Annotated in this window: 13 protein-coding genes; 3 read left to right on the top strand and 10 right to left on the bottom strand. The window is 39.9% G+C overall.

Going from position 1 to position 18,162, the window contains the following annotated elements:
• Window positions 1-54 precede the first annotated feature (54 nt).
• A complete protein-coding gene (locus BIZ36_RS06725; protein ID WP_187457112.1) occupies window positions 55-981 on the bottom strand; it encodes a malate dehydrogenase in 927 nt (308 codons plus the stop codon).
• Window positions 982-1,305: 324 nt separating this feature from the next.
• Between BIZ36_RS06725 and BIZ36_RS06720 the strand changes: the two genes are divergently transcribed.
• Window positions 1,306-1,680 carry a hypothetical protein gene (locus tag BIZ36_RS06720; protein ID WP_187457111.1) on the top strand — a complete coding sequence of 125 codons (375 nt, stop codon included), beginning with the start codon at window positions 1,306-1,308 and terminating at the stop codon, window positions 1,678-1,680.
• An 81-nt stretch (window positions 1,681-1,761) separates the two neighbouring features.
• Here BIZ36_RS06720 and BIZ36_RS06715 read toward each other — a convergent pair whose 3' ends face one another.
• From BIZ36_RS06715 to asnB, 3 genes are all read right to left on the bottom strand, one after another.
• Window positions 1,762-2,523, bottom strand: a complete 762-nt coding sequence (locus BIZ36_RS06715; RefSeq protein WP_187457110.1) for a hypothetical protein — start codon at window positions 2,521-2,523, stop codon at window positions 1,762-1,764.
• 89 nt (window positions 2,524-2,612) lie between these two features.
• Window positions 2,613-4,568 carry a DNA topoisomerase (ATP-hydrolyzing) subunit B gene (gyrB, locus tag BIZ36_RS06710; protein ID WP_187457109.1) on the bottom strand — a complete coding sequence of 652 codons (1,956 nt, stop codon included), beginning with the start codon at window positions 4,566-4,568 and terminating at the stop codon, window positions 2,613-2,615.
• A gap of 240 nt (window positions 4,569-4,808) precedes the next feature.
• Window positions 4,809-6,479 carry an asparagine synthase B gene (gene asnB / locus BIZ36_RS06705; RefSeq protein WP_187457108.1) on the bottom strand — a complete coding sequence of 557 codons (1,671 nt, stop codon included), beginning with the start codon at window positions 6,477-6,479 and terminating at the stop codon, window positions 4,809-4,811.
• Between the two features lie 238 nt (window positions 6,480-6,717).
• Between asnB and BIZ36_RS06700 the strand changes: the two genes are divergently transcribed.
• Entirely contained in the window at window positions 6,718-7,266 is a 549-nt protein-coding gene (locus tag BIZ36_RS06700; RefSeq protein ID WP_187457107.1) for a DUF2911 domain-containing protein, read from the top strand.
• A gap of 70 nt (window positions 7,267-7,336) precedes the next feature.
• On the opposite strand, the gene BIZ36_RS06695 is transcribed toward BIZ36_RS06700, so the two are convergent.
• Window positions 7,337-8,956, bottom strand: coding sequence for an amidohydrolase (locus tag BIZ36_RS06695; protein ID WP_187457106.1), 1,620 nt, complete (start codon window positions 8,954-8,956; stop codon window positions 7,337-7,339).
• 39 nt (window positions 8,957-8,995) lie between these two features.
• The gene (locus BIZ36_RS06690; RefSeq protein ID WP_187457105.1) at window positions 8,996-9,421 is read right to left on the bottom strand and encodes a hypothetical protein; all 426 of its coding nucleotides are present in this window, start codon (window positions 9,419-9,421) and stop codon (window positions 8,996-8,998) included.
• Window positions 9,422-9,553: 132 nt separating this feature from the next.
• Here BIZ36_RS06690 and BIZ36_RS06685 point away from each other — a divergent pair, with 132 nt between their 5' ends.
• Window positions 9,554-10,345, top strand: coding sequence for an NIPSNAP family protein (locus tag BIZ36_RS06685; protein ID WP_187457104.1), 792 nt, complete (start codon window positions 9,554-9,556; stop codon window positions 10,343-10,345).
• Window positions 10,346-10,351: 6 nt separating this feature from the next.
• Here the strand turns inward: BIZ36_RS06685 and BIZ36_RS06680 are convergent, their stop codons facing one another.
• The 4 genes from BIZ36_RS06680 to BIZ36_RS06665 all read right to left on the bottom strand — a co-directional run bounded on the left by BIZ36_RS06680 (window position 10,352) and on the right by BIZ36_RS06665 (window position 17,979).
• On the bottom strand, window positions 10,352-11,467 hold the full coding sequence (locus BIZ36_RS06680; protein ID WP_187457103.1) for an OmpA family protein: 1,116 nt from the start codon (window positions 11,465-11,467) through the stop codon (window positions 10,352-10,354).
• A 65-nt stretch (window positions 11,468-11,532) separates the two neighbouring features.
• A complete protein-coding gene (locus BIZ36_RS06675) occupies window positions 11,533-13,008 on the bottom strand; it encodes a hypothetical protein (RefSeq protein ID WP_187457102.1) in 1,476 nt (491 codons plus the stop codon).
• 116 nt (window positions 13,009-13,124) lie between these two features.
• Entirely contained in the window at window positions 13,125-14,897 is a 1,773-nt protein-coding gene (locus BIZ36_RS06670) for a TonB-dependent receptor domain-containing protein (protein ID WP_222937288.1), read from the bottom strand.
• Between the two features lie 58 nt (window positions 14,898-14,955).
• Window positions 14,956-17,979, bottom strand: coding sequence for a tetratricopeptide repeat protein (locus BIZ36_RS06665; protein ID WP_187457101.1), 3,024 nt, complete (start codon window positions 17,977-17,979; stop codon window positions 14,956-14,958).
• Window positions 17,980-18,162: the final 183 nt, after the last annotated feature.

The following is an 18,162-nucleotide window of genomic DNA, read 5'->3' as shown; positions in this document are numbered from 1 at the left end:
CTTGAAAGAAACTTCCAAAACGGATTTTTAGTATTTAAAGATTTAATTCAAGTTCTACAACTCCAATAATCCATTTGTTTTACTCACTCCTTGGGCACTTTCCTGCATTTTAGCTTTTTCGGCATCGCTAAGTGGAATATCAACAATTTGCTCAATTCCATCTTTACCCAAAACTACAGGTACTCCAATACATATATCATTTAGGTCATACTCTCCCTCTAAATATGTAGAACATGGGAATATTTTCTTTTGATCGCAAGCAATGGCCTGTACCAGACCAGAAACCGCTGCCCCAGGCGCATACCATGCACTTGTACCCAACAATTTGGTCAGGGTTGCACCACCCACTTTGGTATCTTCTGCCACCTTTTGAAGTCTTTCTTCAGATAGGAAAGTAGAAACTTTAATACTATTTCGGGTAGCGTGGCTAGTTAAAGGCACCATTCCCACATCGCTGTGACCTCCAATTACCATACCGTCCACATCAGAAATGGGCGCTTCCAAAGCTTCTGCCAATCTATATTTAAAACGCGCACTATCCAATGCGCCTCCCATTCCAATAATCTTGTTTTTTGGAAGATTGGTAGTTTTGTGTACCAAGTAGGTCATGGTATCCATAGGGTTACTTACCACAATCATTGTTACGTTAGGTGAATGCTCAATTAAGCTTGAAGCTACAGATTTAACGATACCTGCGTTAATACCGATCAATTCTTCGCGTGTCATTCCCGGTTTTCTTGGAATTCCTGACGTAATAACGGCAATATCACTATTGGCAGTTTTGGAGTAATCGTTGGTGACACCTGTTATTTTGGTATCAAAACCATTTAAGGAAGCGGTTTGCATGAGGTCCATGGCTTTTCCTTCTGCATAACCTTCTTTAATATCCAACAATACTACTTCAGAAGCAAAATTTTTAATTGCAATATATTCGGCACAGCTAGCACCTACTGCCCCTGCTCCTACTACGGTAACTTTCATGTTTAATTGTTTAAGTTTATTTTTTATCTCTTGACCTCGAATCATGACTTCCTTCATTGAAGAACACCACAAATTGGACTCTAAACTGCCATTTTTTCAAGGGTTTCCAAAAATAAACAATCTTGTTAGAAAATTAAGCGAATTCCTAGTCAATTTCTCAATCGCGAAATCGTTGTAATGCATCGTTGAAATGCACTCCTGTTAAAAAATTTGACCTTTCAACGAAGAAAAATGCAAATATCAACCATACATCGAATTGTAATAATAGAGATTTAAAAATGGGCGTTCTAGTACTGTAAACCCCGAATCAAAAAAACCTACATAATGAAAAAGCTTTTTTCATTTCTTGGCATCGTTGCCATTGTTTTGGCAAGCAACTGCTCTCGTATCCCTGAAAATAATGATGATGTAATTGGCATTTGGTCAGATGAAGAAATTAATGTATCCAGCCCAACCGCTAAACAAGAGACCGTGAGACATGAGTGGATTTTTAACGACGCCTATTTAGGTAGATACCATAGAAAAACAAACGGAGCCATTACCTTTAAAACAGATTTTAAATGGTCTATTGAAGACGATACATACACTATAACATACCTGGGAACCGATATGCCAGTAGAACATGTGCATATGCAGTCTACCAATGGTGTTACCATTCTTGCTGATAACCAAGGACAGACCATGGCGACCAGGGAATAAAAATTTTACTAGGTTCAAATACGCGAAAAAGCCGCACTCCGTAAAAGGATGCGGCTTTTTAATTACCTAGTTTGTAGCTATTTATTTTGCTTCACCTACCTGCGCATCTAAAGCAAATTCTGTGTAATCCAATATATACACACCTAGCAAACTCCATTTAAACTTCTCCCCTTCATATTTGGATTTAAATTCTTCGCTATCCATAAATAAACGGTCAAAATGCTCGTCTAGGTTACTTTTTGTCAACCAAACGATTTCTTCTCCTTTCTTTACGTAATAGGATTTGGCGATTCCACCTGCCAATTTCAAGCTACCAACGCCAATACTGGCCGTTTGTTTGGCAAAAGGATCTGTATAAACTTGAATGATCTGACTGTACTTGGGGTTTACAACCTGCATTAAATACTCCGTAGGTTTCTTTTTATTTTTCAAAGACACCATTTGATTGGTATACATGGTATACCCTTTGCTCAAATGCTTCGAAGCATCTGTTTTGCCCCATTTGGTGGCATCGTTAAAAAAATTGGCCTGCTTATCCAATTGCTCCAAACCTGAAGGTGCCATATAAAGGTCTGCAATATCAGTAGCCTGAATTTCTACCTTCTTTTTGCCGTCTTCAATGATTTTCAACCTATGTATTTGACCTTTTTTACGATCCACATCCTTAATATGCCCTTCAATTTTAGTACCATCTTTAAGTGTCACATAGGCTGGTTTCTTCCTAGAATAAGAAGTGTAAGCCGGATCAAAAGCGGCTTGTTGTTCTCTTTCTTTCAAATCTTCTTGGGCAAATGTCATTACGCCCGTCATAAATAACAGTAGGGAAACTACTTTTACTTTCATAATAAAAATTTAGGGGTTATTAATAAATATCCCTAAAATAAAACGTCCGCCAAGTGGCGGACGAATTTATGTTGTGAAAGTCTAACTTCTTATACATCAATGTTTGCATAAACGGCATTTTTCTCTATAAAGTCCCGTCTTGGAGGAACTTCATCACCCATAAGCATAGAGAAAACCCTATCCGTTTCCGTTGCATTGTCAATTGTAATTTGACGAAGCGTTCTAAACTCGGGGTTCATGGTTGTATCCCATAACTGTTCGGCATTCATTTCCCCAAGACCTTTATAACGCTGTATGCTCACACCACCACTATAACTAGCAGCTATCTCATCACGCTCCTTATCAGACCAGGCATAGCGTTTTTTAGAGCCTTTCTTTACCAAATACAGAGGAGGAGTTGCTATGTAGACATGGCCACCTTCTATCAACTCCCTCATGTACCTGAAGAAAAACGTTAGAATCAATGTTTCAATGTGGCTACCATCCACATCGGCATCACACATAATTACAACCTTATGATATCTTAATTTTTCCAGGTTCAAGGCCTTACTATCTTCTTCCGTTCCAATAGTAACCCCTAGGGCCGTATAAATATTCTTTATTTCCTCATTTTCAAAAACCTTGTGCTGCATGGCTTTTTCCACGTTCAAGATTTTACCTCTTAGTGGAAGAATGGCCTGAAATTTTCGGTCCCGGCCCATTTTTGCCGTACCACCTGCAGAATCTCCCTCTACAAGAAATACTTCACATTGCGCAGGATCTTGCTCAGAACAATCGGACAATTTTCCAGGTAGCCCACCAATACTCATTACCGTCTTACGCTGTACCATTTCACGGGCCTTTGTAGCGGCATGTCTGGCCTGAGCGGCAAGGATAACTTTTTGAACAATAACCTTGGCATCATCTGGATGCTCCTCCAAATAATCCGTGAGCATTTCAGAAACAGCTTGGCTCACCGCAGAAGAAACCTCTCGGTTTCCAAGCTTGGTTTTCGTCTGACCTTCAAATTGAGGTTCTGCGACCTTAACGGAAACAATTGCTGTAAGTCCTTCACGGAAATCATCTCCCTGAACCTCAAACTTCAATTTCTCGAGCATTCCAGAAGAATCTGCGTATTTCTTTAAAGTAGAGGTCAATCCCCTTCTAAAACCGGAAAGATGCGTACCCCCTTCGTGCGTGTTAATGTTATTCACATAGGAATGTAAATTCTCCGTGTAACTGGTGTTGTAAACCATTGCCACTTCCACAGGGATACCATTTTTCTCCCCTTCCATCGCGATAACCCCTTGAATCAAAGGTTCACGGGTACCATCCAAGAACTTAACAAATTCACTTAGTCCAGCATCGGAATAAAAAGTTTCAGAAAGGTACTCCCCTTCTTTATCCTTTACCCTTTTGTCCGTAATGCTTATGGTAACCCCTTTGTTCAAGAACGAAAGCTCACGCATTCTGTTGGCAAGGGTCTCATAACTATACTCCGTAGTCTGGGTAAAGATTGAATCATCCGGTATGAAGGTAACGATGGTTCCAGTTTCATCGGTCTCTCCAACACTTTTCACGGGATAAAGGGATTTACCCCGTTCATATTCCTGTTCCCAAACTTTCCCATCTCTATGTACGGTAGCTTTAAGATGATTGGAAAGGGCGTTCACACAAGAAACACCTACCCCGTGCAAACCACCGGATACCTTGTACGAGTCTTTATCAAATTTACCTCCGGCACCAATTTTGGTCATTACCACCTCCAGTGCGGAGATACCTTCTTTTTTATGCAGGTCAACAGGAATACCCCTACCGTTATCTTGACAAGTAATGGAGTTATCTTCATTGATTATTACGCTAATTTTATCACAATGACCACCCATGGCCTCGTCAATGGAGTTATCCACAACTTCATACACCAGGTGGTGAAGCCCTCTCACACCAACATCACCAATATACATGGAAGGGCGCATACGTACGTGCTCCATACCTTCAAGGGCCTGGATACTGTCCGCCGAATATTTTTTCTTGTTTTCTTCTTTGTTATTCGCTTCTTCGCTCATAAAATTACAAGGTTGTTAAACTTACATTTTGGCAATCTAGCAAATATACGGAATACCCTATAGAATATGGGTTTTTAGCACTACATTAACTCTAAGTTATCAACAATATTTGTGGAAAAATCCTGTTCCGGATTTCCACTCCAGCGCGCATTAAAAATCCATAAAAATTGGCACTCCCTAAACACAAAAAAACCCCGCCTTCAAGTAGACGGGGCATTATTATAACAAACACAAACTTAATTATTTCACATAGGCATCTGTGTGAACCTTAGCAACAGCTCTACCGGAAGGGTCGTTCATATTTTTAAACGCCTCATCCCACTCCAAAGCAATCTGTGTACTACAGGCAACGGAAGCCTCTTGAGGTACGCTCAATGCCGCAGCATCCGATGGAAAATGGGACTCAAATATGGAGCGGTAATAGAATTCCTCCTTTGAAGTCGGGGTCTGAATAGGGAACCTGTATTTTGCATTGGCCAACTGCTCATCAGTAACTTCTATATTTACAACCTCCTTTAAAGTGTCTATCCAGCTATAACCTACACCATCTGAGAACTGTTCTTTCTGTCTCCACGCAACGCTTTCTGGTAAATAATCCTCAAACGCCTTACGTACCACCCACTTTTCCATACGTTCGCCGTTGATCATTTTATCCTGCGGATTAATGCTCATGGCCACGTCCATAAATTCCTTATCCAAAAATGGCACACGACCTTCTATACCCCAAGCCGCCAAAGATTTGTTGGCACGAAGACAGTCATACATATGCAATTTGCTCAACTTACGAACGGTCTCTTCATGAAACTCCTGTGCGTTTGGCGCTTTATGGAAGTAGAGATATCCGCCAAACAGCTCATCTGCCCCTTCACCTGAAAGTACCATTTTGATACCCATGGATTTGATGACGCGTGCCATTAAGTACATTGGTGTGGAAGCACGAATGGTGGTAATATCATAGGTTTCCAAGTTATATATAACATCCTTAATAGCGTCTAAACCTTCCTGTATGGTAAATTTAATCTCATGATGAACGGTACCAATATGATCGGCCACTTTTTGAGCGGCAGCCAAATCTGGGGAACCTTCCAGACCTACTGAGAAGGAGTGCAATTGTGGCCACCAAGCATCGGTTGTATCATCTGATTCTACTCTTTTTTGGGCGTATTTTTTGGCAATGGCCGAAGTTACAGAGGAATCAAGACCTCCGGACAACAATACCCCGTAAGGCACATCGGACATTAATTGACGATGCACAGCTGCTTCCAAGGCCTCTTTTATGGCCTGAATACTGGTTTCGTTTTCCTTAACGGCATCGTACTCCATCCAATCCCTTGAATACCATCTTTTGAACTCACCATCATCACTATGTAAGTAATGACCTGGAGGAAACAATTCAATTTTAGAGCACGTTCCTTCTAAAGCTTTTAATTCCGAAGCAACATAGAACGTTCCATTCTGATCCCACCCAATATAAAGTGGAATGATACCCATATGGTCACGAGCTATAAAGTAGGAATCATTTTCCGCGTCATAGATGGCAAAACCAAAAATACCGTTCATTTCATCTATGAAGTCCGCCCCTTTTTCTTGATATAGGGCCAATATGACCTCACAATCAGAATCTGTTTTAAAATTATATTTTCCTTCAAATTGTTTTCTAAGTTCCCGGTGATTATAAATTTCACCATTGGCAGCTAAAATCAACTTTCCATTTTCACTCAACAACGGCTGCTTTCCTGAAGCTGGGTCTACAATAGCCAAACGCTCATGGGCAAGAATGGCTTTCTCATCTGCATAGATACCGCTCCAATCCGGACCGCGATGTCTTACTTTTTTAGACATTTCTAACAACTGCGGTCTTAAAACATCTGAATTCTCCTTTAAATCAAAGGCACATACAATTCCACACATAACAAAATGATTATTTGTAATTTGAAAGCAAAGATGAACCTAATCTTTCAATTAAAAAACATTATTTAATTTTTAACTACACATTGAAACTTTTTAAATCAATTCCAATTCAAACTGTATAAAATAGACTTTAATTCATTTAAAAATTGAAGATTGTGTAAGAAGGAGTAATTTTAACGACTCTTTAGGAAAGATTAAATTGTTAACTAAGTAGTTTTATTAAAACATTTATTTTATCATGAAAAAAGTATCTCTTATCGCATTTTTGGCAATAGCCATGTTTTTCTCAATCGATGCCACCGCACAGAAGTTCAGCGGTTTGGACAAAAGTCCTATGGACATGGCGTCTTTTCCCAACGACTATAAAGTTGCCAATAAATCCGTAAGGGTTATTTATAGCAGACCTCAATTAAAGGGTCGTTCCCTTGCAGAACTTGCTCCCGCTGGCAAAGTTTGGAGAACGGGTGCCAACGAAGCTCCTGAAATTACATTTTACACAGATGCCAATTTTGGCGGTAAGGATATCAAGGCAGGCACTTATTCTTTATTCACTATTCCTGGTGAAAAGGAGTGGACGGTAGTACTTAACAAAAACTTGAACCAATGGGGCTCTTACTCCTATGATGAAAGTGCAGATGTTGCGCGTGTATCAGGTATCTCTAAATCAGAAGGTGACTCTTTAGAAGAATTTTCCGTTACCTTTCAAGAAACTGGAGACGGTGCATCACTCGTAATGGGTTGGGACAAAACAAGAGTAGCCGTACCTATCACTTTTACCAAAATGTAATTTATTTACTATCTATACACAAAACCCAAGGCTAAAAGCCTTGGGTTTTTTATTTGCAGTTTTCGGAATCTTACATCTTTACTCCGCCAATATAAGTAGCTAGCACCTTTGTTTTAGGAATTTCAGTTAAGGGTACTTGCATCATATCCTTTTCATATATAACAAAATCCGCCATTTTTCCGGGCTCAATACTTCCCTTTTCATTTTCCTCAAAGTTGGAGTAAGCCGCCCATATAGTCATACCGCGCAATGCTTCCTTCCTACTCAAGGCATTTTCATTCTGAAAACCACCCTCTGGAAATTGTTCCAAATCCTGTCTTGCCACAGCCGCATAAAAAGTTAGAAATGGACTCACTTGCTCCACTGGAAAATCGGTACCCAAGGCCACCATGCCGGCTTTGTTAAGTAATGATTTATAGGCATAGGCTCCTTGTATGCGCTTTTCTCCCAAACGGTCCTCTGCCCAATACATGTCGCTAGTAGCGTGGGTGGGCTGTACCGATGGTATAATCCCTTTTTCAAAATAATCAAAATCTTCCTCATCAATAACTTGCGCATGTTCCACCTTCCATCTTTTATTGGTTTTCCCTTCAAGAGCATTTTTGTAGGCCCTTAAAACCACCGCATTCGCAGAATCGCCAATGGCGTGGGTATTCATTTGAAACTCGGTTACCGATAACTTTTTTGCCAAATCCGCTATTTCATTTACGGGAGTTACCATGGCGCCAAAATGTTGGTGTTTATCAGAGTAAGGCTCTTTTAACGCAGCTCCCCTTGACCCCAAGGCCCCATCGCCATAAACTTTTACTGAGCGCACATTTAATTTCTCCGTTTTAACAGGACCCTTCTCCAAAAAATAATCTACCTCCTTTGGATTATTGCTGATCATAGCGTACATCCTAATACTGAGTTCACCTATCTGCTGAAGGCTATCGATCAATTCTATGGTAGAGCGGTCTATCCCTGCATCGTTCACGGTTGTCAATCCGTAAGAAAGACAGATAGCTTCGGCATCTTTCAATGCCTTAATTCTTGTTTGCAAATTAGGTGCTGGAGTTATGGAATCTATTAACGTCATAGGGTTGTCTATTAGAACACCCGTAATTTCATTGCCATATTTGACGATTTCACCACCATCAACCTTGGTATTATTATTGATTCCCGCCAATTTTAAAGCGGCAGAATTCACCAATAATGCATGGCCGTCTATACGACTTAAAGAAACCGGTGTATCCGGAAATAGTTCATCCAGCTCCTTTTTGTTTGGAAATTCCTTTACTTCCCAATCATTCTGATCCCAGCCTCTTCCAATGATAAAATTAGAGGGGTTTTTCTTTTGAAAGGCCTGAACCCTCTCCAATACTTCTTGATAACTTTTGGTACCCACCAAATCTACCGTTTGTTGGTCCAGACCCAATCGATAAAAGTGACAATGGGCATCTATAAGACCTGGAGTTATGGCTTTTCCATCAGCATTTACGACCTCAGCTGCCGTAAATCTATCCGTTATTTCTTTAGTAGTTCCTGCAGCTACAAATTTACCTTCCTTGATGGCAAAGGCCTCTACGGTATTAAATTTCTCATCTACCGTATACACGTTAGCATTAATTACCAGCAAATCTACCTCTTGCTTGGTAGGTTGACAAGAAAGAAAAATGAGGCCAATAGAAAGGAAAAAATATCTAATCATTAGTGAGGTGTAAAAAATAGTTGGCGGATGTAAGTTTTTTTATTTCGGGGTGATTCTAGAACCAGTAATTTGGTAGGTACCGTCATAAGAAGAACTTTCTCCAGATATAGAATCCCCCTCAGCAGTTAAGGCTACAGAGAAAACAGTTCCTTCCACATTTACATCAAAAGTAATTTTGGCACCGACCACCTGCACATTGTAACCTTTTAAAGTTGCTCCGCTCAATTCAACTTCTACTCCATAATCTTTATCTTTTTGGCTGATGACTATGACGCCTGAGCTATATTCAAGAGGTGCACTTACCACCGTATATTTCCAAATGCCCACAAGACCATCCGCAATCAACGGATTACGAAACTCTATATCAGAATATTTTGATTGTTCGCTAGAAGCTTGAATCAAATTGACCGAAAAAAAAGACAAACAAAGAAGACCAAAAGCTATTTTCTTCAAAGCATTTTTCATGGATTTAATTTTTAAGTTTTCTTAAAGATACTATTTTATCTCCTTCGCCAAACTTTAAATAATTAAGGCCTGCAATAGGTTTATTGGCCCATCTTCATTAAGTTTATTCACTTTCAAACTTAAACTGAACAAATGAAAACTTTAAACTCAGCCAAATTGGCCATCATAGCATTGTTTTTTATTATGTGTGCAAAGGAAGGCCTATCCCAGAATACTGAAAGGGAGTACTATCAATTAAAAATGTACACTTTAAAAGACGAACAACAAGAAAGTAGGATGGACAACTTTCTGGAGAATGCTTATTTGCCCGCTCTCAAGAAGGCCGGAATCAACAACGTGGGCGTTTTCAAATACAGACCTAACAATTATTTATTGGCAAATAAGATTTATGTATTAATTCCATTTACATCACTCGACCAATTTGTGCAATTAGAGGAAAAACTGGACCAAGACTCCACCTACATGGCTGCGGGGGAAGATTACATCAAAGCCAAATATGACAACCCGCCCTATGAACGTATTAATTCTACCTTGATGCGGGCATTTGGAGAAATGCCTCAAATGAGAGCCTCCAAGGTTACCGGGAAAAGGAAAGATAGAGTCTATGAGCTACGAAGTTACGAATCTCCCACCGAGGCTACTTATTGGAATAAAGTGGATATGTTCAATGCAGGCGGAGAAGTAGAACTCTTTGAATCCTTAGGATTTAACGCGGTTTTTTACGGGGAAGTTATATCTGGTGATAGAATGCCCAACTTAATGTACATGACCACATTCACGGATATGGAAACGAGAGATGCCAAATGGGAAGCATTTTTTAGTTCGGATAAATGGGGCGTGCTGGTACACGACCCCAAATACAAAAACAACATGAACAAGGCTGATAAATTACTTCTCTACCCAACAGAGTACTCGGATTACTAGTAATTTTTAATTAGAAGACATTTCTTGAAATATAAATTCAACCCTGCGGTTGAGGGTTCTGCCTTCATCACTATCGTTTGTGGATACTGGCTTTGAACCTCCCATGCCATTCCAGGAAATCCGATTTTTAGAAAGGCCTTTTTCTTGCAAGAAGGACGCCACCGCCCGTGCTCTTTTTTGGGATAATTTTTTATTATAGGATTTAGAGCCCACATTGTCCGTATGGCCATTGATAACAATACCGATTTTTGAATTATCCTGCAGGTACTCCAAGACTTGCAGGAGTTCTGTTTGAGCTAGTTCAGTTAGATGAAATTCATCAAAAACAAAGAGAACATTCCTGAAAACATGGGTCTCGCCCACCTTAAACTCTTTCTTGTCCAAAGAATCACCTTCCAATTGTTCTTTATTGCCGGGTGAGTCTTCAATTTCAAGCACCTTCACCATATCTATGTAGTAGTATGCTCCCTGCTTGGCATTTTTCTTTGTTTTGAACAATCTAGTTCTTCTATTATTTTTAAAATTGCCCAATATCATAAAACGCTCCCCTCCCTTTGCTTCAAATTGGGTATGCACTAAAATCCAATCCTGGGTATCCGAATAGAAATTACTGTAGCCCATTTCCAAGTAGGTATAACTATTTTCCTTGTGTTCATACCACAAGCGTTTGGAAAACTCCTTTTTAGTATCACTTTCAATTTTATGGCTGGAGAAAAGAGCACCAAACTCTTTAATAGCAAAATCTGATTTTTCGGCCAGACTTACATAAAAGGAGACTTCATACTTGGTTCCCGCCACCAAAGGAGATTTAAGTTCTGCCTGCAGGTATTCCCTATAATCATCCGGAGCATAAAAATAAAGTCCGGCATATCCTTTACCAAAATCCGCAGCTTGAGCCCCATTAAAATTTTTGGGTGTACCCATTTTTGTACTGCACCCATTAAAATAATCAGTAGAACCACCGGTGGGGGTAGTCCAAATATCAACATCAATGTTAAAGTTCCCTAGTTTTTCCGGACAACGGGTATACGCTTCAAAACTCGGATTCAGAACCAAATTCTGCGAGAAGGTAGATGAGGTTCCAAATCCAAAAATAATAGCTACAAGTAAACGAGGTAACATAGAAGGAGCGACAAAAACTCCCTAAATGTAGGAAATATTAGTTTGTGGATGGATTCCTAACCGCGTTACAGCGTATCCATATACTGATGAATAAGATCAATTCCTTCTGTATGAATTTCGGTGATACCAATTTGTGGCATGGAGGGACCGTAGGCCGGCAAGGTTTCCGTTCTATTTTTTATATCATCCTTAAATTCAACAAAAAGACCATCTGCTAATGAAACTTCATAACGAAAATCTGGTCTTCCGGGCGTGTTTGCGTTGTGATTACCACCCGGTTGGTGGCAATGTGCGCAGTTCACATCCATATAGGCTCGGGCACGTTGCGCCAATGAAAAATTGGAATCGTCCCAAGCAGGCAACCTCTCTATTTCCGATAACGCCGGTACCCCCGTTAACAAGCCTTTATCAATAAAATATTGCAACTGATTTTGTCCGTTGTATTCAAAATTTAGATTCCTGGCCTTGGGCCCAATTGGGATCGGGGTACTATTTACATTATGACATTGGGTACAATTAATTGAAAACGGAACTTGATAATTGACCGTTTGGGAAGCCCCATTACCGTCTATCCAATTGACGGGCACCGTTGGCGCACTATTGGATAAATTGGCCTCTGTCTGCTCTTCGTTCCAAAGATAATTACCCATTGTCCAAACTCCGTTCTTTTTAATCAAAAGACGGGTCTCAATCAATTTTCTGCCCGAATCAAAATTTCTTTCGTCGTTGTAGTAATAAAAAGTCTTGGTGATAACGGTATTATCCGGAAACTGTAAAAGTCCGCTTCCATCATAGGTCATTTGTGCGCCTTCGGGCAAGGATATGGTCCGGAATTTATACGCATAATCCGAATACAGTGGCGTACTTAAACTATATTCATGCGTGGTAGGATTGGGAAGCAAATCGCCAATATTTCCCCTGAATAGTTTTAACTCAGAAAGTTTTGGCAGAAATTCCGCCACTGCATACACCGTGTCATCCAGATAGGGATTGGTGCTGGCGCTTACTTCATCTCCATTGGAAACTCCATCAGCATCACAATCAGAAGCAGCCCATACTGAATTTAATGCATTGTAACCATCATAGCCAACTTCTTGTAAGGGGTCACAAGGGTTGTTCTCATCGCTCCCATTGGCAACCTCCAAATAATCCGGTATCCCGTCTCCATCACTATCTTTTGATTCGTTTAAAAAAGGGTCTGAACCGTCCGTTAATTCCTGGGCATTGCTTATACCGTCAATATCGCAGTCTGCAGCCAACCATACCGTACTATTGGCGTCATAACCCGTATAACCGGAGGTAGGCTTTGGGTCACAGGGATTGTTTTTGTTGGTGCCGTTCAACTCTTCTTGCTCATCCGTGATACCATCTCCATCAGAATCTAAATCTATAGTAGAATCACCACCACTATCAGATTTACAGGCAACGATTGCCAGCAGACCTACTAATACCACTAACTTTAAGAAATTACTGCTTTTAATAAAGTCTTTTAAAACGGAAAGAGATATGGTTATCAATGGCGTTTCACCCAAACTGATCATAGCGCAAAGTTTACTTTTTGTAGAAACAATCAAAAATAAAGAATCCCTACCTTATCTTACTTTAGGATAGACGAGCACCTATAAAAATCGGTTAACTAACTACATTATACTTGTTATTACAAATCGAACTTATAGGTAGCCCCTCCCATGATCTGTAATCCCTGAACGGGATAATTTGCCCATCTTAAATAGTTATTATTGGCTATGTTGGCGGCTTTTAAGAAGAAAGACCACTGATCGGTCCACCTATAACCAATATGCGCATTGGCATCAAAAAAAGAATCCAGTTCCACTATTTCCGAAGTAAACGAAGAAGGAATCCCTGAAGAATTGGCAACGGAGGCTAGGTCCTCTCTACTTCCAACATAAAATAGGTTGGCGCCAGCAAACCATTTTTCACCAATTTGATAATCCATAAACAAGGAGCCGGTCAATTCTGGAAGGTTCCAAGCCGGGTTGTCAGTTTCGGTACTATAATTAAAATATTCTGCATTTACCCCCAAAGTAAAATTTCTGTTCACATCCACATTCAACTCGCCAAAAACACCAATGGTCTTTACATCGTCATAAAAAACATGGAAAGAATTGCCATAATAATAGCCCTTTTCATCCGTACGAACGGTATTCTGTGGATTTAGCATGTAGAGCGGTTTTCTATTTTCTGCTGTATAGGAAGCTTTTACGTTATAGCTTAAATTAGGAAGAAGTTGCCCCTTTAATCCTAAATACCCGTCATATTGTTTATCCGTTGGCTGAATTGTAAGGGTCGGGGATACGTAGGGATTATCACCTACCAGTCCATAATAGGAGTTTTGGTTTAGTTCTCCTTCAACCCCACCATACACAATGGCCAATTCATCCAATAAGTTATAGGAAGCCGTTACCGCAGGATATATATAAAAATTGCTATCACTGTTCTCCAAATCCAGACCGTACACCAATTTTACTCCCAAGTTTAGGACCAAACCATCAGCCAACATCCTTAGGTTAGGATTTAGACCTACCTGCAAATTACTATAATTGATACCCGGTTCGTTATTCTCGTTGTTAAGGCTGGAATTTTCAAATGTACCGTTCACAAAATCTACCTTGGCCCTAATTCCAAGTTCTTCTTCCGCTACGGGAAACGCCAAACCTGCATCTAAAACAGCCCTGTTTTCTCCAGATTTAACAGCGTCCCAAAAACGTCTATAGTGCAATTTGGCATCTTCAAAATAGGCATCTTCCATAGAAATTTTACCAGTAATGCCCGCGGTGTAATAATTTTGCCTTTCATCAATGGAATTTACCTCTGTTTCAGTAAACGCGCCATTTTCAATGCCGTACCAATTATATAATTGATGCTGGGAATCAAAATCTACTCCCCAGTTAAAATCACGATCTCTTTTACTATAACTTGCATCCAATTTGGTATTGGAAAATATGTTGTCCAACGCCGTACCTTCTATGTCTCCACGAGAAGAATTATGGTCCAAACCTATGGTATATCCAGATTCTCGATCAATGGTCCTACTGGTATAAAACTTACCCATTACATTAGCAGGATTACCACCTCCTGCAGATGCATAAGAGTTATAAAGTACCGGTGGAGGGGTTTTCTTCACTGCATTTGCTTTCCCTTTAGCCGGGGTAAACGTAGAAGCTACAGGAACTGAAAAAATACTATATTCTATTTTCTTTTTTTGTAAAACGATAGAATCGTTCAAGTTTGGCACCGACTTTATTTTAAAAGCGTCTGAAATGGTAGGGGTATACGCCTTGGTTACGGTTACTGTTTCCGTACCAATATCATCCGTTTCTTCCTCTTCTTGAGCGGAAACTATCTGTAAGGCACCTAAAAAAAGTAGTATTAATAAACCAAAGGGCTGACGCATTTTATATTCTCTCATTAATGTTCTCTTTTCAATTTTCATATCCGATACTAAACTCACCGTTGTAATTTTTCTATTACTGCCCATCTGTTCTTACGGATGAATTACTTTGTGCCTCCTTGGCCTTGATGATAGATAGTTCTCCTTTTGCTTCGGTTACCACTTCCGGAAATTGGCTAAAGTTCGTGATTACGCTATCCAGAATATAAGTGGCTTGATAAGCATCTCCCAAAGCGTAAAAGTTTTTGGCCATAATAATCAACCCTTTTCCGCCCCATTCCTTGTAACTTGAATAATCCTTGGCCAACTTCTGAACCGAAATATTGGAAGCTTCATAGTCCTGATCCTGATTCTTGAAATAGGCATCATAATACAATGCCTCCGCAGCGGTAGCGCCTGTAGCAATGGTTAGCACGGTTGCATAAGCTGATTTGGCTTTGGCCTCATTTCCTGTTGCAATCGCCGAGCGGGCAATCATTAGGTGCGCATCACTCTTTATCCTATTGTCTATACTTGGTGTTGCCAGTACTTTCTCTGCATATTGAAGTGTTTTATTATAATCTTTTTGCCCATAATAGCCCTTCATCAGGTTAGATTGCGCAAAGGTTCGGTTTTGCTGAATATCTGCCTGTGCCTCCAAACGCTGTAAATAAGGTAAAGCCGTAGCATAATCTTGTTTACCGATCAATATCTCGCAGACCCTTGTTAAGGACTGTTCTGCATATTCACTACCAGATTTATCGGCCACAAATTGATAGTATGGTAACGCTTTCTCCTTTTCTCCTTTGGCAAAATAAAGTTGTGCCAAATTAAAATTCGCCTTTACCGAGTTAAGTCCGTTAGGAAACTGTTCTATATATTTTTCATATCCTTTAATGGCCGCATCCTTCTTTCCTTCTAGATTCTGTTTATCGGCCGATTCAAATGTTGCATTGTCCAACTCAGAGTCCGTAACTTCAATGAAATCAATTCCCTTAACCCATTGTGCATACTCGTCAACCCTGCCCATATCCACATAGATCAACTTAGCGGTAGAAACCGCCTGAATAGCTTCTTGGGTATTGGGGAAATTATGAACTACAGACTTGAACTTGCTCAATGCCTGATCATTTCTATTGGCATTGTAGTGTACCAAACCTTGTCTCATCATCGCCTGTGGCACCAAAGAACTTCCCTTGAATTCATTGATCATACGGTCATAGGTCTGTAACCCCTGTTGCTCCTGCCCCGCAGAAACCAAAGTATTAGCCAACTCAAAAAGGGCATCGTCCTTTAGTGTAGACCGTGAATATTTTGATACAAAGGAGCGCAGTTCCTCTATTTTGGAGTCCCTTTTGTCCACAAAACCGTAACTGATAGCCTTTTGGTATGCCGCGTAATCCTTTTCCGGCCCGGTAAGGGCGAGTGCTTTGTTGTAGGTTTCTATGGCAGGCCAATATTTACTGGTCACAAAATAACTATCCCCAAGTCTTAGGTACCCATCATATAACTTTTGGGTATTGCTTGTATTTTGACTAGTGAAATCCGAAAAACTACCAATAGCATTCCCATAGTCCTTAAGTTTAAAATAAGTGTATGCCAGATTGTAACTCAAATCCTTGAACTCTTCCGTATTTTGAGCCGAAGGATTGGATTTAAAATCCAAATAATCACTTAGGGCAGCGTTGTAATTGTTCAAAAGATATTCTGCCTCAGCCTTCCAATAATTGGCCTTGGCCTTGAAAAGTGAATTTTCGGCATTGTCCAAGGACTTTTGAAAGTTTTGAGCCGCAGCAGCATATTCATCGTTCATGAATAATTCCAGCCCTCTATAATAGGCTACTTTTTGATAGGTCTCCTTACTTGCGTAGTTTTTATTTTTCTCCAACAATGCCATGGCACCTTCAAAGTTTTTTGAAGTAATGTATGAGTCCACCAATAGATTTTGCATTTCTTCTGTATGGCTATCATTTGGATATTTTGACAAGTAGTCCGTGATTACCTGTGGAACCGGTTCATAAGCATTGCCCACTTCGTAGCTTAAACGCGCATAGTTTAAATTGGCGTCCTTCTGTATTTCCGGAGAGAAATCCATCTGCGAAGCATTTCTAAAGGCATTCAAAGCTTCTTGTTTTTTATCGAGCTTTAGATAACACTCCGCCAAATGGTAGTAGGCGTTTTGTGACACACTATTGGTACCGTCAATTATTTTATTGAACTGTTGAATGGCATTGGCATAATCGCCCTGTTTGTAATATGAATACCCTAGGAGATAAAAATCAGTATTATTCCACTTGCCCTTTTTTCCTTTATAATCTTCCAAGTAAGGAATGGCATTGGCATACTGGCCTAAATTAAAGTAACTCTCCCCAATTATTTTGGAAAGTTCAGATTTCTCGTTGCGGTCTCCTTTCGCAAGTTGTCTTTTGGCCAAAGCAATGGCTTCTTCAAACTTACCAAGTTTAAAATTCATATCCGCTTGGTAGTAGTCCATCTTCTCTTCTAGGATTTCAGGATCTTTAATTTCATCGAACCTTTGATTGGCCGTTTCATAATCGTCTTGCTGATATGCGATGTAACCTTGATAATATTTTGCCTGCGAGCCGTACACCTGCGAGTTTTCTACTTTTTGCAAGTAACGCTCCGCTTCCTTTTGTTTTCCGCTGGAAAAAAGGGAATATCCATAATTAAAATTAAACTTGTCCATTTCCTTTCTGGAAAGCGCTCCTTGGTCTACCTTGTTGTACCATTTAAGGGCATATGGATATTTTCCTGTTTCAAAATAATATTCCGCAACATCTGCAAAAGCTGAATTTCTTTTGGTTGAGGTTGGGTATTTCTCCACAAAATCTTCCATTAACCTATCAGCACCTAATTGGTTTAAGCGTACCGCTGCATTGGCTTCGTAATATGCACTATTGGCCTTGGTTTCCAAGTCATTGGTAGACTCTTTTACTCTTGAAAAAATAGATTGGGCCGCTTGGTACTGCTCATTGTGGTACAGTGCCAGCGCATCTTGATATTCCTTTTGATCGTGTGTATAGATTTTTGTCTCTTGAGCAGAGCATAGAAAAACAGCTCCCAAGAAAACGGGAACCATAGCGGTGATTCTTTTCAGCATAGTGTTCAACTAACCTTATTATTAATTTTAATAACGTCGAATATTGTACCAAAGTATATTTGGTCCATTAAATAAAACCTAACAAAAGAAAAAGTTTTTTAGAAGACTCCCTATGGGTTTAACATTCACTTATTACTTTTATATCAACAAAAACAGTTGGCCCGGGTTTCTAAATAAAAGTCA

The sequence above is a fragment of the Cytophaga sp. FL35 genome (genome assembly GCF_014349235.1).
In the GTDB taxonomy this organism is placed as follows: domain Bacteria; phylum Bacteroidota; class Bacteroidia; order Flavobacteriales; family Flavobacteriaceae; genus Euzebyella.
This window is presented reverse-complemented; position numbering and strand designations above follow the sequence as displayed.

Bases quoted from the DNA above. Each gene is read 5' to 3' on its own strand.
- BIZ36_RS06720 (WP_187457111.1), top strand. From the start codon at position 1,306: ATGAAAAAGCTTTTTTCATTTCTTGGCATCGTTGCCATTGTTTTGGCA.
- BIZ36_RS06715 (WP_187457110.1), bottom strand. From the start codon at position 2,523: ATGAAAGTAAAAGTAGTTTCCCTACTGTTATTTATGACGGGCGTAATG.
- BIZ36_RS06670 (WP_222937288.1), bottom strand. From the start codon at position 14,897: ATGAGAGAATATAAAATGCGTCAGCCCTTTGGTTTATTAATACTACTT.
- BIZ36_RS06665 (WP_187457101.1), bottom strand. From the start codon at position 17,979: ATGCTGAAAAGAATCACCGCTATGGTTCCCGTTTTCTTGGGAGCTGTT.
- asnB (WP_187457108.1), bottom strand. From the start codon at position 6,479: ATGTGTGGAATTGTATGTGCCTTTGATTTAAAGGAGAATTCAGATGTT.
- gyrB (WP_187457109.1), bottom strand. From the start codon at position 4,568: ATGAGCGAAGAAGCGAATAACAAAGAAGAAAACAAGAAAAAATATTCG.
- BIZ36_RS06685 (WP_187457104.1), top strand. From the start codon at position 9,554: ATGAAAACTTTAAACTCAGCCAAATTGGCCATCATAGCATTGTTTTTT.
- BIZ36_RS06675 (WP_187457102.1), bottom strand. From the start codon at position 13,008: ATGATCAGTTTGGGTGAAACGCCATTGATAACCATATCTCTTTCCGTT.
- BIZ36_RS06690 (WP_187457105.1), bottom strand. From the start codon at position 9,421: ATGAAAAATGCTTTGAAGAAAATAGCTTTTGGTCTTCTTTGTTTGTCT.
- BIZ36_RS06680 (WP_187457103.1), bottom strand. From the start codon at position 11,467: ATGTTACCTCGTTTACTTGTAGCTATTATTTTTGGATTTGGAACCTCA.
- BIZ36_RS06700 (WP_187457107.1), top strand. From the start codon at position 6,718: ATGAAAAAAGTATCTCTTATCGCATTTTTGGCAATAGCCATGTTTTTC.
- BIZ36_RS06725 (WP_187457112.1), bottom strand. From the start codon at position 981: ATGAAAGTTACCGTAGTAGGAGCAGGGGCAGTAGGTGCTAGCTGTGCC.
- BIZ36_RS06695 (WP_187457106.1), bottom strand. From the start codon at position 8,956: ATGATTAGATATTTTTTCCTTTCTATTGGCCTCATTTTTCTTTCTTGT.